The organism is Pseudomonas sp. AC355, from assembly GCF_979258205.1.
The window spans coordinates 628,431-643,565 of sequence record NZ_OZ409843.1 but is presented as its reverse complement, the minus strand read 5'-3'; the positions used below and the strand labels follow the sequence as shown (position 1 = coordinate 643,565).

11 protein-coding genes are annotated in these 15,135 nt (G+C 60.7%); all 11 read right to left on the bottom strand.

Annotated features, from left to right (window positions below; translation table 11 throughout):
- Positions 1–20: 20 nt before the first annotated feature.
- Positions 21–608 carry a LysE family translocator gene (locus ACZ0AI_RS03080; protein ID WP_463564516.1) on the bottom strand — a complete coding sequence of 196 codons (588 nt, stop codon included), beginning with the start codon at positions 606–608 and terminating at the stop codon, positions 21–23.
- Positions 609–766: 158 nt separating this feature from the next.
- On the bottom strand, positions 767–3,145 hold the full coding sequence (locus ACZ0AI_RS03075; RefSeq protein WP_463564515.1) for an efflux RND transporter permease subunit: 2,379 nt from the start codon (positions 3,143–3,145) through the stop codon (positions 767–769).
- Positions 3,146–3,164: 19 nt separating this feature from the next.
- Positions 3,165–4,211 (bottom strand): WD40/YVTN/BNR-like repeat-containing protein, encoded by a 1,047-nt coding sequence (locus ACZ0AI_RS03070; RefSeq protein WP_463564514.1) that lies wholly within the window; start codon positions 4,209–4,211, stop codon positions 3,165–3,167.
- Between the two features lie 153 nt (positions 4,212–4,364).
- The gene (locus ACZ0AI_RS03065) at positions 4,365–5,726 is read right to left on the bottom strand and encodes a DUF1329 domain-containing protein (protein WP_463564513.1); all 1,362 of its coding nucleotides are present in this window, start codon (positions 5,724–5,726) and stop codon (positions 4,365–4,367) included.
- A gap of 15 nt (positions 5,727–5,741) precedes the next feature.
- Entirely contained in the window at positions 5,742–7,658 is a 1,917-nt protein-coding gene (locus tag ACZ0AI_RS03060) for a DUF1302 domain-containing protein (RefSeq protein ID WP_463564512.1), read from the bottom strand.
- A gap of 753 nt (positions 7,659–8,411) precedes the next feature.
- Entirely contained in the window at positions 8,412–11,075 is a 2,664-nt protein-coding gene (gene pepN, locus ACZ0AI_RS03055) for an aminopeptidase N (RefSeq protein ID WP_463564511.1), read from the bottom strand.
- Between the two features lie 68 nt (positions 11,076–11,143).
- Entirely contained in the window at positions 11,144–11,977 is an 834-nt protein-coding gene (locus ACZ0AI_RS03050; RefSeq protein ID WP_463564510.1) for a DUF2797 domain-containing protein, read from the bottom strand.
- The gene (locus ACZ0AI_RS03045; RefSeq protein ID WP_225831586.1) at positions 11,977–12,240 is read right to left on the bottom strand and encodes a YeaC family protein; all 264 of its coding nucleotides are present in this window, start codon (positions 12,238–12,240) and stop codon (positions 11,977–11,979) included. Before ACZ0AI_RS03045 ends, ACZ0AI_RS03050 begins: the two co-directional genes overlap by 1 nt.
- Before the next feature lie 71 nt (positions 12,241–12,311).
- On the bottom strand, positions 12,312–13,181 hold the full coding sequence (locus tag ACZ0AI_RS03040; RefSeq protein WP_463564509.1) for a rhomboid family intramembrane serine protease: 870 nt from the start codon (positions 13,179–13,181) through the stop codon (positions 12,312–12,314).
- Complete coding sequence (locus ACZ0AI_RS03035; protein ID WP_463564508.1) at positions 13,178–14,152, bottom strand: metallophosphoesterase; 975 nt, start codon at positions 14,150–14,152, stop codon at positions 13,178–13,180. Before ACZ0AI_RS03035 ends, ACZ0AI_RS03040 begins: the two co-directional genes overlap by 4 nt.
- A complete protein-coding gene (locus ACZ0AI_RS03030; protein WP_225831572.1) occupies positions 14,152–15,042 on the bottom strand; it encodes an NAD(+) kinase in 891 nt (296 codons plus the stop codon). The genes ACZ0AI_RS03035 and ACZ0AI_RS03030 overlap by 1 nt, the downstream gene beginning before the upstream one ends.
- Positions 15,043–15,135: the final 93 nt, after the last annotated feature.

Here is a 15,135-nt window from a genome sequence, read left to right as displayed (position 1 = left end):
TATCCCGCGCTTTAATCGGCTCATGCCAGCAACAGATACCCCGCACTAGCGACCAGCAGCCCAGCCAGAACTCGATTGAACACCCGTACTCTGCGCGGCTCCTGCAGATAGGGCTGCAGGCAGGTTCCGGCATACGCCCAGCAGGCCAGCGACAGGTAACACACCACGCAGTAGATCGCGGCGAACTGCCAGACCAGCAACACCTCACCATCGGCAACGAAGGCACCCATGCCGGCGATCGCCGCCAGCCAGGCCTTGGGGTTGAGCCACTGCATGAGCGCGCCGTGCATGAACGAAGCGACCGGCGCGCCCTCGCCCGCCTGCAGCGAACCATCGTCGGCCGCCAATCGCCACGCCAGGTACAGCAGAAATGCCACGCCCGCCCACTTAATCGCGGCGGTCAGCCAGGGTAATAGTGACAACAGTTCGTGCAGCCCCATGCCGATCAGTACCAGCAGCAAGGTGAAGCCCAGCGTTGCGCCGGCGACATGTCGCAGCGCAACCCGCAAGCCATACCGCGCACCGGTACTCAGCGAAACCAGATTGACCGGCCCGGGAGAAATCGAGGCGGCCAGCGCAAAGGCCGCCATGGACAAAAACAGACTCATCACGCACGCCCCCACCACTGATCTTGAGTGAGGCAAATTACCCGGTAGCCACCCAGGTGTATTGAAGAAAACACGCATGCCCCAAAGGGTGATAGCCAGGAGTCACAGGGCAAAAAAAACCGCGGCCAGGCCGCGGTTTCTTCAAGTCGCAATCGGCTTCAATGAGCCAGCAGCGAACCACCTTTCTTGCCGGCCAGCTTCTCCGGCTTGATCAGGAAGTGCGCCAGAGCCGGCAGCAGCCACAGGGCGCCGAACATGTTGACGATGAACATGAAGGTCAACATCAGGCCCATATCGGCCTGGAACTTGATCGCCGAGAACATCCAGGTCGCCACGCCGATGGCCAGGCACAGACCGGTGAACAGCACCGCCTTACCGGTGGAGCGCAGGGTCTGGTAATAGGCTTCCTGCAACGGCAAGCCAGCTCGCAGGAACGTTTCCAGGCGGCTGTAGATGTAGATGCCATAGTCCACGCCAATGCCCACACCCAGAGCGATTACCGGCAGAGTCGCGACTTTCACACCGATGCCGAGGAACGCCATCAGGGCGTTGCCGAGGATCGAGGTGAGGATCAGTGGCAGCACGATACACACGGTCGCGGCGAAGGAGCGGAAGGTGATCATGCACATGATGCCCACGCACAGGTACACCAGCACTAGGATCAGCAGTTCCGAAGTCCCAATCACCTCGTTGGTTGCGGCTTCGATACCCGCGTTACCGGCGGCCAGCAGGAAATGCACATTCTCTGACTCATGCTCGGCGACGAAACCTTCGACCGCCGCCACAGTGCGCTTCAGTGTCTCGGCCTTGTGATCCTCGAGGAACACCAGCACCGGTGCCACCGAGCAGTCGGCGTTGTACAGGCCGTCGGCACGGGCGATGGAGTTGTTGAGCACGTCCTGGTTACGCGACAGGGTTTCCCATTTCAGGTTGCCCTCGTTCATGCCCTTGATCAGTTGCCGCGACACGCTGACCATGGAGATCGACGACTGCACGCCAGGCGTGTTGTCCATCGTCCACATCAGCTCGTCCATGGCCGCCAGGGCTTCGTAGGTCGAACAGCCTTCCGGCGCGGTCTTGACCATCACCACCAGCACATCGGAGCTGGTCGAGTAGTTGCGGATCACGAAATCGTTGTCGAGGTTGTAGCGCGAATCCGGACGCAGCTCGGGCGCGCCCTGATCGAGATCGCCGATCTGCAGGTTCTGCTGCTGGTACCAGAAGCCACCGATGCCGGCGAACAAGGCCAGCGCGACGGAAATCGGCGCGACCCTGGAACTGGCGAAGTTGGACAGCAGACGCCAGAACGGATGCTCACTCACCGCGTCACGCTTGCTGCGCTCCACGGCTTTCTTACTGATGCCGATATAGGAGATCGCCACCGGCAGCAGGATCAGGTTGGTGAAGACGATGACCGCGACACCGATGGACGCGCCGATGGCCAGTTCACGGATTACGCCGATATCGATGAGCAGCAGGGTAATGAAGCCAACGGCGTCAGCGAGGATGGCGATCATCCCGGGAAGGAACAGTTGCCGGAAGGTCAACCGCGCCGCCGTCAGCGCGTCTTCGCAACCACCGGATTGCAAGGCGATGCCATTGATCTTCTGCACACCGTGGGATATGCCGATGGCAAAGATCAGGAACGGCACCAGCATGGAATACGGATCGAGCCCGAAGCCGACGGTATGCATCAGTCCCAGTTGCCAGCCGACCGCTACCAAGGTGGTGATCAGCACGGCAATGGTGCTGCGTATGCACCAGGTGAACCAGTACAGCAGCACGAAGGTGATCAGCAGTGCCACGCCAAAGAACAGCGCCACCATGACCAGGCCATCAATCAGATCACCGACCTTCTTGGCGAAACCAATGATGTGCACCTGCACGTCCGGATTCTGCGCCTGATACTTGCTGCGGATCTTCTCTTCCAGCTGGTGGGAGAAGGCCTGATAATCGAGTTTGATCTGCCGGCCCTGATCCTCGGGATCCGGGTAGGACTCGAGCAGCGGCACATCGATGATGCTGGACTTGAAGTTGTTAGCAACCAGGCGACCGATCTGCCCGGACTTGAGTACGTTGCTGCGCAGTTCCTCGAGGCTCTGTGGGCTGCCGTCGTAGGTCTGCGGAATCACCTCACCACCGGCGAAACCTTCTTCGGTGACCTCGGTCCAGCGCACGCTGGGGCTCCACAGCGACTTCAGCCCGGAGCGGTCGACGCCTGGGATGTAGAACACTTCGTCGTTGATCAGCCGCAGCGTCTCCATGTAATTCTTGCTGAAGATGTCGCCATCCTTGGCCTCCACGGAAATACGCACGGTATTGCCCAGGTTGGCCAGGTCGTTGCGGTGCTCCATCATGTTCTGAATGAACGGATGGCTCAGCGGAATCATCTTCTCGAAGCTGGTCGACGGCCTGACCTGAGTCGCCTGGAAGAACAGAAACACGCTGACCAGCAGGCAGATCAGGATCACTGCCGGCCGGTTGTTGAAGATCAGGCGCTCAAGCAGGCTGGCCTTATCTTGGTGATGGTTACTCATCGAACACTACCCCAGCTTGTTATTGTTGGCCTGGATTGGCACCGGTCGACGAGGCCAGGCGTACGCCGCCCTGCCCCACCAGAATCAGTTTGCCATCGGCACCCGCGGTCACACCTGCCAGCGACACCCGATCCGGGCGATTGAATACGCTGAAGCTATTTCCATGATCGGTACTCTTGAGCACGCTGCCGCCATGCCCGACCACCACGATACTGCCGTCGTCGAGCAAGCTAGCGTTGGCCAGGCCGAACTCCAGGATGCCGCCGCTGGCAGTCGTGAGCGCAATCTGCTGCCAGCTGTCGCCGCCGTCGGCAGAGTGGAACAGATGCCCGCGCAGGCCATAGACCAGCAGGCCCTGTGGCTCGCCGGTGGCCAGCACGCCGAACAGCGAGCCCTGGTATGGCCCTTCCAGAGTCTCCCAGGTTTCTCCGCCATCGACGGAGCGAAACAGGCTGCCCATTTCGCCAACGATGAACAGGCCGGTGTCCTTCACCTCGGTGATAGCGTTGAGGTGATAGGCGTCTTCGTTGTCGAGACGGTCGCTGACATCTTCCCAGGTGGTGCCAGCATCGGTGGTTTGCAACAGCGCACCGTAGGCGCCGATGGCGAAGCCGTGCTGCAGATCCTTGAACCAGACGTCGAGCAATGGCGCCTCGCGCTGCAGATCCTCGAACTGCTTGCTCCAGGTGGCCCCGCCATCGGTGGTAGCCAGTACCAGGGCATCGTGACCGACCGCCCAGCCGTGCTTGTCGTCGACGAAGAACACCGCGGTGAGCATCTGCCGGGTGGGCACCTTGGCCTGCTCCCAGTTCGCACCGTCGTTATCGGAATAGAGGATGTGGCCGCGTTCGCCGACCGCGACCAGGCGTTTACCGGCATGGGCGATATCGAGCAGGAGGCTGGAAACGGCCTTCGCAGACGGCACCGAATAGGTCGCCGCCTCGCCAGCGGCTTGCGCCTGCACGAGCGGCGCGGCGGCCACCAGCAGCGCGCACAGCGACAGCGCCTGCAGCACGGGCTGCAAGGTTTTCCCGCCCCTGGTGCGCCGCAATATGGGCTCACTCATACAAAACTCCCCCTTCTTCTTGTTATTGCCAGCGCCTGTAAAACGACGCTCATGCTAGCGGCCTTTGCGGATCCAAAATCCACTGTTTTGTAAGAAAAAGCCCGCGTTATCGACCGCGCGAATGACAGCCGCGCAATCGATCACGCCATCGACTCAGCGAGTTCCTCGGCGGCGCAACTCAGCCGGCGTGAAGTAACCATCATTGGCAACCGGCTGGCTGAAGTCGATGGTGTTGGCTTCTTCGTTATCCAGATTCTGCACGTGGTAACGACGCGCCTGCAGATCGTGGAACACATCCAGCGCAGACCAGGTAGTCGGCAGCTCGTAGTAGTTCTTCAGGTACGCCAGAGACACGCGCCACAATTCACCGCGGCCATCGTACTGATCGACCACCGCGGCCTGCCAGCTGTCCTCGTCGAGATACAGTGTGCGCTTGGAGTAGATATGCCGGGCGCCGGGTTTGAGCGTGCCCTCCACAACCCACACCCGGTGCAACTCACTGCGAGTGAAAGCCGGATTGAGGTGACCGACCTGCAGCAGATCCTTGTATTTGACCTGCGGGCTGGTGACCTTGTAGTTGTTGTAAGGGATGTAGATTTCCCGCTTGCCGAGCAGCTTCCAGTCGTAACGATCCGGGGCGCCATTGAACATGTCCGTATCATCGGCGGTGCGCAGGCCATCGGCTGCGGAGATCGGTGTGTCATACGCGAGGTTCGGTGCCCGCCGAACGCGGCGCTGACCGGCGTTGTAACCCCAAGCCTGGCGCGCCTCCTTGACCTGATCGAGGGTCTCGTGAACCAGCACCGCACCACCGGCCAGACGCGCCGGACTGCGGGTGAAGGACAGGTAGTAGAACAGGATATTGTTCAGGTTGGCGTAACTGCCCTGCGGGTCGTAGAACTTGAACATCGCCTCCTGCTGCGAAGTGACCAGCGAGTAGGAGCCATTGCGCTGCACCGCCACTTCCGAGGCGCGCCGTACGATGTAGGTGCCGCGATAACGGGCGATGTGGTTCCACAGCGCCTCGACACCGTTTTGCGGGATCGGGAACGGGATGCCACCGAAAGCGTCCGCGAAACCGTTGCCGCCATCGAGCAGCTTGGCGCTGAGCGCGTTCTTCGCCGTGTTGTCGTAGACCCACTGCGGCGCCGAGCCGGAGCGACGGCTGGCGTACACCGGCATCTGGTAGGTATCCGGGTAGGCCTCGAACAGCGCGATCTGCCCGGGCGTGAGGTTGTCCCGGTACTGCTGCAGGTTGGCCTTGGTGATGGTGAACAGCGGTTTGTCGTCCGCGAAAGGATCGACATGGTGCTTGCCCGAGCCCTTATAACCAGCCGGCGCCTGGGTGATCCCGCCTGTCCAGGCCGGAATTGTGCCTGCTGCGTTGCTGGCCTTCTCGCCGCCAAGTGGCATCAGGCTGGTGCCCAGCTTGGCCGCATCCTGAGGCGAAACAGCCGCCTGGGCGTTACCGGCCAGCAGCACCAGCGCGACTGCGACGCCTTTGATGTTCAGCATCCTGTATCTCCGTGATCAGAAGGAGTATTTGACGTTGACGCCGATATTGTCGCGGTCGCGCACGGCGTTATTGTTACCACCACCGGAAAACTCGGTGTACTGCAGCTCGGCTTCCAGGCTGTTCATGTAGCTGGCCTTCATACCTAGGGTGTAAGCCTTGCGGCCCTCAATGAAATTGCCGGTCTGGTAGGAGTTACCCTCGAAGTCATCCTTGTAGACGACGAAGGGCGACAGGTTGACCCCGGCCACGACGTCGTTCCAGGTGCCGGACAGCACCAGGGTGTAACCATAAGCGTTCTTGTTGACCTGATAACTGCGGCCATAACCGAAAGCGTAGGAGGAATCACCACGCCCGGCGTAATAGCGGGTCGAGCCATCGTAGGCGGTGTACTTCAGGTCGCTGCCGCGCAGGTGCTCGGAAGCCAGTTCGGCCACACCGGTCAGGGAATCGAACCCCAGCGACGGACCGAAGTTGTAAATGGTGCCCAGCGAAGCGTTGTAGGCCTCGACGCGCTCGTAGTTGTGGATCTGCTCGCCGAGCTGCAGAGCGCTGCCACCGATATTCACCTGCTGGCCTTGCACCACTTGCGGTGCCTGACGCAGCAGATCGCCGAGCAGGTCGTTGGTGGCGGCGACACCGATCGGCAGGTTCGGCCGATAGGACAGCTCACCGAACAGAGAGGCATTGCCCAGGGTCGTATTGAAGCTGAAGCCGTACATGCGGATATCTTCGACGTACTCGCGGCGGGCGTTAACTTGGTTGGCGACATCAATAGTGGCCAAGCCACCTGCGGCAAGAGCCGGGTTTGGACAGGCAGGCCCTAATGCGGCACATGTACCTGCGATAGTCGCCAAATCCAGACCTGCGTAGTCGCCCAGATCCGCCGCGACAACAGGTTCTTTCGAGTGATAGTTAACGAAGTAGAAGCCGAATTCGGTCGAGTTCAATTGCTCGGCGATATAGCGAAAAGCTACGCCGAACTGACCGTCGTTCTTGGCGTTGATGTCCTTGCCGATGGAGGCCACCTTGATATAGCCATTGGCGTCCACGTTACGGCCACCCTGTAGACCACCCGTAGCGCCAAGGCCGCTGTACAACCCAGCCAGCGGAATCAATGCAGGTTGACGAGTGTAAGCCGTGTTGCCGCCCTCGGCGAACAGGTCGGTCTCGGAGAAGTAGCTGCCTACCGGGTCGATGGCGGTTTCCTTCCAGTTGAACTGATAGAAAGTCTCCATCGACAGATTGTCGGTCAGGCCGATATTGAAACTGACCGCCTCGACAGGGATCAGCACTTCCTTGATTTCCGAACCGGGCAGTCGGAAACGTGCGCCGTCCACCGGGTTGCTGGTGTTCACGCCACCGCGATAGAACACTCCCTCACCCCAGTTGAACACCTGCCGGCCCAGACGCGCGCTGACCGGACGCTCGGCAACATCCCAGTTGCCATACACGTAGGCATCGAGGATCTGCGCATCGCGTCCGGCCTTGTGCCGAGTGTCCCGGGTGAAGCTGTCGTCATCCGGGAAGTTCTGGCTCGGCTGAGCGGGCCTGTTGCCGCTGTTGAAGTCGTTGCGCTTATCCATGATCTGGGTGTCATAGAACGCTGTGCCGCGCACGAAGACGCCGTAGTTCTGGTAATTCACTTCCAGATCGGAGGTGATCTTGAACACCTCGGAAACCAGTCCGGTATCGAAATTGCGATTGCCGTCGTTGACGTTGACGTCGTCGTTGCTTCTGCTCTGCCCCTGCACACGCCACAGCTGCCCATAAGACAGGGTGGTGTCGAGCGAGCCACTGATCTCGTTATCGGCGAAGCTGAACTCCACCGCTTTTACGGGTACTGCGACCAGCAGTGGCAACACACTGGCCAGGGCATAACCCGCCTTCGCCGGAACCAGGCGCAAGGCCGGCTCAAAGGACTTGATACGCATTGAATCTCTACTCCGCTGACAGACAGTCGTTGTTCTATCCGGCCCGATTTTCGGTGGGCCTGGCGGACACCTTGTTGGGTGTCCTGTCATTGCGCTGAACTGGCTGGCATCACTGCCTTATGCAGTGCAACCTTGGTGCCAATTCAAACGATCGTATTAGCCGAAACCGCTTTTCCAGAGCAGCCCCGCACCGTCTTTTTATGACTGATCGTCCACTGACCAATAGTTCTCGATTACTGCCTTTTCAACCGCCTCCTCCCCAGAAAGCGGTGCGAAGCGCACACAGCCACACGTGCTAGTCAATCGCTAGCGTCGAATATTAAGTGTGTCGACTTATAAGAAGGTAACTTTTGATTCCGCCAGGTAACGAAAAACGTTACTGCGGGAACGAACGGTAACATTCGGCCCGATGATGCGCGTTAAATCAAGTCAAACCGCTCTAGAACGAACTTTTCAGACCTTCAGAGAGTTTCTAATGGTTGCAGAGGATCTGCATCCAGATTGGATAGCCGGCAATCGAATGAATGCCAGCACCGCGGCGATTGGTGCAGTCGCAGTCAGGCCACCATTGCATCGCGCGCAAGCGGGCTCCTACACAACTGAGCCAGACCCCAACTCTGCTGCGGCAACCCGCCTTTGTAGGAGCCTGCTTGCGGGCGAATCGCACGGACAACGCAGATGTCGCGTGCAAGCCACTAACGCTTCGCCTCTAGGGCGACATTCCTACCGGAAGAGGTCGCCCATCCCGACTGCTCAGGCCAGGCTCTTGCTCACCACCTCATAGACATCCGCCGACAGCTCACCGGAGGCGAGAATCCGCTCCAGCTCCGCCTTCATCAGCGCCTGGCGCTCGCTGCCGTACTTGCGCCAGCGGGTAAGCGGTGCCAGCAGGCGCGAGGCGATCTGCGGATTGAGGGCGTTGAGCACGATCACCTGGTCGGCGAGGAAGCGATAACCGCTGCCATCGGCGGCATGGAAGTTCACCAGGTTCTGGCCGGCAAATGCACCGATCAATGCCCGTACCTTGTTCGGGTTCTTCAGGGTGAATGCCGGGTGCTCCATCAACGCCTGAACACGTGCAAGGCCGCCGGGCAAGGTGCTGGCCGCCTGGACGCTGAACCACTGATCCATGACCAGGGCGTTGTCCTTGAAGTGCTCGGCGAAGGCTTCCAAGGTCTTCGCACGCTCGGCTTCGAACTTTGATCCGACCAGAACCGCCAGGGCGGTCAGGCGCTCGGTCATGTTGTCGCACGCCTCGTACTGCTCCAGCGTCGCCGCCAGAACCTCGGGCTTGCCCGTCAGCATCAGGTACGACAGCGCGATGTTCTGTAGGGCGCGACGAGCGAAGTGCTCGGCTTCGGCCACGTAGGGCGTAGTACGCGACACCTCGCGGTTGGCCTGATAACGCTGCCACAGCGGCTCGAACAAGGCCTCGGCCAACTGCTGGCGGGCGAATTCGCGGGCGCCGTGGATGGCGTCGACATCGGCCACGTCGCTGATCTCGGTGAGGTAGGCCTCACCCGGCAGCGAAAGCATCTCGGCGACCATGGCCTGATCCAGCGAGTCATCCTGCAACAGGGTGCGCAATGCGCTGACCAGTCGCTGATCGAGCACCAACTTCTCGCCACGCTGGTGTTGGCCGATCAGCTCCTGCAACACCTGAACGCTGAGCTGCTGACCCGCTTCCCAGCGATTGAAACCATCGCTGTCGTGCTGCATCAGGAACATCAGTTGATCGCGGTCGTAGGGGAAACTCAGTTTGACCGGCGCACTGAAGCCACGCAGCAGCGAAGGCAAGGGCTTCTCAGCGATATCGATGAAGGTGAACGTCTGCTGCGCCTCGGTCACAGACAGCACGCGGCTACCAGCAGCGACAGCGGCCTCGCCCTGCAGGCGCAGTGGCAGGTCGTCGCCCTGGGCGTCGAGCAGCCCCAACTCGACCGGGATCACGAAGGGCAACTTGTCGCCCTCGCTCTGCCCTGGCGTAGCCGGGCAGCTCTGGGTGAATGTCAGCGTGTAGGTCTTGGCAGCAGCGTCGTAACGCTCGCCGACGGCCAGGCGCGGCGTGCCCGACTGGGTGTACCAGCGCTTGAACTGGGTCAGGTCGATGCCACTGGCGTCTTCCATGGCCTTGACGAAGTCGTCGCAGGTCACGGCCTGACCATCGTGGCGCTCGAAGTACAGATCCGATCCCTTGCGGAAGGCTTCTTCGCCCAGCAGGGTGTGGATCATGCGCAGCACTTCGGAACCCTTTTCGTAGATGGTCAGGGTGTAGAAGTTGGAGATTTCCATGTACGCATCCGGGCGCACCGGATGGGCCATGGGGCCTGCATCTTCGGCGAACTGATGGGTACGCAGGTAAGCAACATCCTGGATGCGCTTGACCGTCGCCGAGTTCATGTCGGCCGAGAACGCTGCATCACGGAACACCGTGAAGCCTTCCTTGAGCGACAGCTGGAACCAGTCACGGCAGGTTACCCGGTTACCCGACCAGTTATGGAAGTACTCGTGGGCGACGATCGCCTCGACGCGCTGGTGCGCGGCATCGGTGGCCGTCTCGGCGCGGGCCAGCACGGCGCTGGAGTTGAAGATGTTGAGGCCCTTGTTCTCCATGGCGCCCATGTTGAAGTCGTTGACCGCGACGATCATGAAGATGTCCAGATCGTACTCGCGCCCGTAGACCTCTTCGTCCCACTTCATGGACTTCTTCAGGCTGTCCATGGCGTGCTGCACCTTGTCGATGTTTTCCGGTTCGACATAGATGCGCAGCGTCACTTCGCGGCTGCTCATGGTGGTGAACTTGTCTTCCACGCACCAGAGATCACCGGCGACCAGAGCGAACAGGTAGGCCGGCTTCTTGAACGGGTCTTCCCAGGTCGCCCAGTGCCGACCGTCGTCTTCCTGGCCACTGGCGACCGGGTTGCCGTTGGACAGCAGGATCGGGTACTTCTGCTTGTCGCCGCTCACCGTGGTGGTGAAGCTGCTCATCACGTCCGGGCGGTCGAGGTAGTAGGTAATCTTGCGGAAGCCTTCGGCCTCGCACTGGGTGCAGAACATGCCGCTGGACTTGTACAGCCCTTCCAGCGCGGTGTTGCTTTCCGGGTGGATACGCACGCTGCTGTCGACAACGAAGCTGGCCTGGGTCGGCTGCAGGCTCAGGTGGCTGTCGGTGAGCGTGTAGTCGGTGGCGCTAAGCTCACGGTCATCGAGCTTCAACTCGAGCAACTCCAGCTGCTGACCATCGAGGGTCAGCACGGGCAGATCAGCCGAAAGCGCCGGGTTGCGGCGCATCACCAACTGGGCGTGCACCAGGGTGTGATCCTCGAACAGTTCGAAGGTCAGGTGAGTTTCGTCAATCAGGTAATCCGGCGCCTGATAGTCCTTCAGGTAGATGGTCTTCGATTGCTCGGTGCGCATGGGAACCTCTTCGATGCCACGCCCATTGGCGTGGCAGACAGGTGAATGGCGTCAGCAGCGCCTGCCGGTCAGGCGGCGCAGCTGGCTGCGATCTGGTAAGCGGTGTACTTGCGGATATTGATCACGCCGGTATCGAACATCAGGTACTGACCCTTGATGCCCAGCAGCGTGCCCTCTGCGACGGGATTCTTGTCCAGGTTGAAGCTGGTGATCTTGCCGGGATAGCCCTCGATCGGGTAAGCAATTTCAACCACTGGCAGGTCATTGAGCGGCTGCAACGCCTGCAGGCCGAAACGCTGCTGCAGCGCGCTCATGCCCTCGGCACAAGCCTCGAAAATCCGCTCGCGTACGGCGAGCAGATCGACCGGCGTCGCATCGCCCTTGAGTAGTGCGCGCCAGTTGGTTTTATCGGCCACCTGAGTGCGCAGCAAATCTTCGACGAAACCGGATTGCTGGCGCGTCGCCACGCGCATGATCGGCAACGCCTGAGTCGCACCCTGGTCGATCCAACGCGTGGGGATCTGCGTGGCGCGGGTAATACCGACCTTGATGCCCGACGAGTTGGCCAGATACACCACGTGATCGGTCATGCAGAACTGCTCGCCCCAACCGGGATCGCGGCAGGTGCCGGCGTCATAGTGGCAGCGTTCCGGGCTCATGATGCACAGGTCGCACTGGGCGAGCTTCTGCATGCAGGGGTAGCAATAACCCTGACTGAAACTGGTCTTGGTTCTACGACCGCAATGGCTGCAATGAATCGCGCCCAGGAACTCCAGGCGCACGGTCTTGCCGATCATCGGGTTGACGGCGATCTGCTCGTCACCCAGGCGAAACGCATACTGCACTGGCGCGTCGAGCTGGGTTGTCATCTTGCTCATGGCGCCACGGGCTACTTCTAACATCAGTGCAGGGTTTCCGACGATTTGTAGAGCAGATTGGGGATCGGCGCGGACTTCGAGGCACACTCGGAGGGGCCCATGTAGCCGGTACGCTGATCCTCGGGCAGGTTCTCGATCTCCCAGGCGATCATTGCCTGCAGGCTCAACTCCTTCTGCTCCTGAGTCAGCTTGCGGCCGTCCGGCCACTTGCCGATCTCGACGGCCAGCTTGAGGCTTTCATACACGTCCGGGGTGATGTTGCGGATCAATTCGACAAAGGAGGACATGACTGGCTCCGAGGCTGGAAAAGCGCTGATTCTACCCTATCTCGACCCTCAAGCCGAGGCAGCTACGGGGATCAACCGCGCTGTAAACGCCGTGCCAGCAGACCGCCAATCAGCCCGGTGACGCACCCTGCTACCAATCCACCGACATGGGCGGCGTTGGCGATGGCGCCGAACTGCAACAGCTCGAAAACGCCGGTCATGCAGATCAACAGCCAGATCAGCATGCTCACCAGCACGCCCCGCGGCAGCTTATAGGCCGCATTCGGGGCCAGCCACTGGAACAACCAGCAGTGCCCGAGCAGGCCGTAGAGCACGCCGGACAATCCGCCGAACAAGGCTGGCCCGCCGTAGACATACTGCGCCACGTTGGCTGCCAGACCGAACCACAGCGTTAGCAGCAGTAGCATCACGGCGCCCTGACGTACCTCGATGCGGCGACCCAGCTCCCAATACCACAGGCTGTTCATGGTCAGGTGCAGCAGGCCGAAATGCAGCAGCATTGGCGTGAGCACGCGCCACCATTGGCCACTGTCCATCGCCTGAGTGAAGGTACCGAAGTAGATGTACTGACCATCGATATGGAAGTCGACGAAGCTCAACCAGCGCACCACATCGTAGTCTTCACCGCCCCAGGTCAACAGTGCGACCAGCAGTGTCAGCACCAGCACGATCAGCGTCAGCGGGCTGCCTTTCGCCTGAGAGAGCAAGCCGGGGCGCTCGCGCACGGCCTGGGTGCGCACCGGCTGCAGATTGGGATCGCCCTCCGGCACCCGGGCATACAGCTCGCGAACCTGATCCGCCGTGTGCTCGTCGGGCACCCAGAGCACTTGCTCGTTGGCCTGCTCCGCCACGCGGTGAGAGACGCCCAGATTGCGCAACAGCGCAATGAAAGGCGCCAGATCCGCATCGAGCGGCACACGCAAGGCAATCACGGCGCTCATCGTGGAGCCTCTGGTTTCTCTACGTCGACCCAGACGAACTTGTGCGGATCCAGGCGGGTTTCCTGATCCAGGCGGTAAGCCACCAACTTGCCGTACATCACCGCGCTGTAGTCGATGCAGGCCAGGTTGGGGCGAATCGGCGCAGGAATGCCGCTGCGCCAGTAGTGGCCCACGAACAGCAACGGCTGTTCCGGCCCGTACTTCAAGAGCTCGGTCTTCTGCATTTCATTGAGCGGCATCTGCGCCACCAACTCAGGTAAGGCATCGGGCTGGAACTCTACGTCGCCGTAGGTCTGCGGGTTGTCCTCCCAGAACTTGGTACGAAAGAACGAGCGGGTGAAGCCATCGCCACTGGTCATGCTCAGGCCATTAGGCAGGCGCATATCGGTACCGCGCAGCAATCGATCAAGCACAGTGCAGGCGTAACTGCCGGGCACTGCCGAAGCTTGCAGGAAGTGTTCGTCGATGCAACCGTCCGGGAACTGCTGGCGCAGCGGTGCGATTATTCCGTCGTCCCAGCAGGCATGCACCACACGAAAATGCCCAGCATCAATGAATAGTGGCAGTTCGTAGAACCAGGCCAGGAAATCGCGCCACTCATCGGGGTACGGGTCGAACTGCTTGAGGGTTTCGCCAATCAGCCGCGCATGCCGTGGACTGTGCTCACGCACATACTGTCGGCCACTACCGGGCGGCGCCGGTGTCATCCAGCCGAGCGCGTTGAACTCGTGGTTGCCCATGATGCACAGCGCCTCGCCGGCACGCACCATATCGTGCACCAGGTGCACCGCCTCGCGAATGTGCGGGCCACGATCGATCAGATCACCCAGAAAAATCGCCATACGCCGCGGGTGGCGCCAGGTACCGTTCTGACGGCGATAGCCCAGGCGCTCAAGCAAATGCACCAAGGTATTGGCGCAGCCATGGATATCTCCGATCAGGTCATAACCGCGAGACGAGTCGAGCTGCATCAGTCGCCTCCGCCGCCGAGCCGGCTACCCCATCCCAGCTTGTTTCGGCAGATCTCGTAATAGTTGTGATCCAGCGGGTGGATCAGGCACAGCTTCTGGGATTTCTTGCGCACCGTGATGGTGTCGCCAGGGGCGCAAGTGAAGTGGTTCTGGCCGTCGCAAGACACCTGCGGATAGAGCTGCAGATCCTTGGAGACGACGATCTTCAGCTCACTATTACCATCTACCACGATGGGACGGCTGGACAGCGTGTGCGGGTACATCGGCACGATGACGATGGCGTCCAGCTTGGGATGCATGATCGGCCCGCCAGCCGACAGCGCGTAGGCGGTGGAGCCGGTCGGCGTGGCGACGATCAGGCCATCGGCCTTCTGGCTGCAGACGAACTGGCCGTCGATGTACAGCTCGAACTCGATCATTCGGTTGGACTTGCCCGGGTGCAGCACTACGTCATTGAGCGCATCGCCCTGGCCAATCGCCTCGGAATGACGGCGCACTTCGGTCTCGAGCAGAAAGCGATTCTCGGTGAGGTAGTTGCCTTCCAACACCTCGGCGACCTTGGATTCCAGCTCATCCGGACGGATATCGGTGAGAAACCCCAGGTTGCCGCGGTTGATGCCGAGCACCGGTACCTTGTGCCGGGCCAGGGCGCGACCTGCGCCAAGCATGCTGCCGTCGCCGCCGACCACGATCACCAGATCGCAGAACTCGCCCAGGTGCTTGCGGGCAGATGTCTGCAGACCATGGCCGGGGAGAACCTCGGCGATGGTGTCCTCGAGAATCACGTGCAACTGGCGTTCGAGCAAAAATTTCTTCAGACGGCGAATAGTGTCTAGCACCTGGGTACTGCCCAGGCGGCCGATGATGCCGATATTACGAAACTGCTCCATGGGGCTCCCGCGACGCTCTGGCTCTAGTGTCCCGATTATGGGTGAAACGCTACTTCAGCAGCAAACCTTCGCGCCAATCGAACAAAAGCCCCT

Coding starts and splice junctions, on each gene's coding strand:
- ACZ0AI_RS03080 (WP_463564516.1), bottom strand. CDS start 608: ATGAGTCTGTTTTTGTCCATGGCGGCCTTTGCGCTGGCCGCCTCGATT.
- ACZ0AI_RS03075 (WP_463564515.1), bottom strand. CDS start 3,145: ATGAGTAACCATCACCAAGATAAGGCCAGCCTGCTTGAGCGCCTGATC.
- ACZ0AI_RS03070 (WP_463564514.1), bottom strand. CDS start 4,211: ATGAGTGAGCCCATATTGCGGCGCACCAGGGGCGGGAAAACCTTGCAG.
- ACZ0AI_RS03065 (WP_463564513.1), bottom strand. CDS start 5,726: ATGCTGAACATCAAAGGCGTCGCAGTCGCGCTGGTGCTGCTGGCCGGT.
- ACZ0AI_RS03060 (WP_463564512.1), bottom strand. CDS start 7,658: ATGCGTATCAAGTCCTTTGAGCCGGCCTTGCGCCTGGTTCCGGCGAAG.
- pepN (WP_463564511.1), bottom strand. CDS start 11,075: ATGCGCACCGAGCAATCGAAGACCATCTACCTGAAGGACTATCAGGCG.
- ACZ0AI_RS03050 (WP_463564510.1), bottom strand. CDS start 11,977: ATGTTAGAAGTAGCCCGTGGCGCCATGAGCAAGATGACAACCCAGCTC.
- ACZ0AI_RS03045 (WP_225831586.1), bottom strand. CDS start 12,240: ATGTCCTCCTTTGTCGAATTGATCCGCAACATCACCCCGGACGTGTAT.
- ACZ0AI_RS03040 (WP_463564509.1), bottom strand. CDS start 13,181: ATGAGCGCCGTGATTGCCTTGCGTGTGCCGCTCGATGCGGATCTGGCG.
- ACZ0AI_RS03035 (WP_463564508.1), bottom strand. CDS start 14,152: ATGCAGCTCGACTCGTCTCGCGGTTATGACCTGATCGGAGATATCCAT.
- ACZ0AI_RS03030 (WP_225831572.1), bottom strand. CDS start 15,042: ATGGAGCAGTTTCGTAATATCGGCATCATCGGCCGCCTGGGCAGTACC.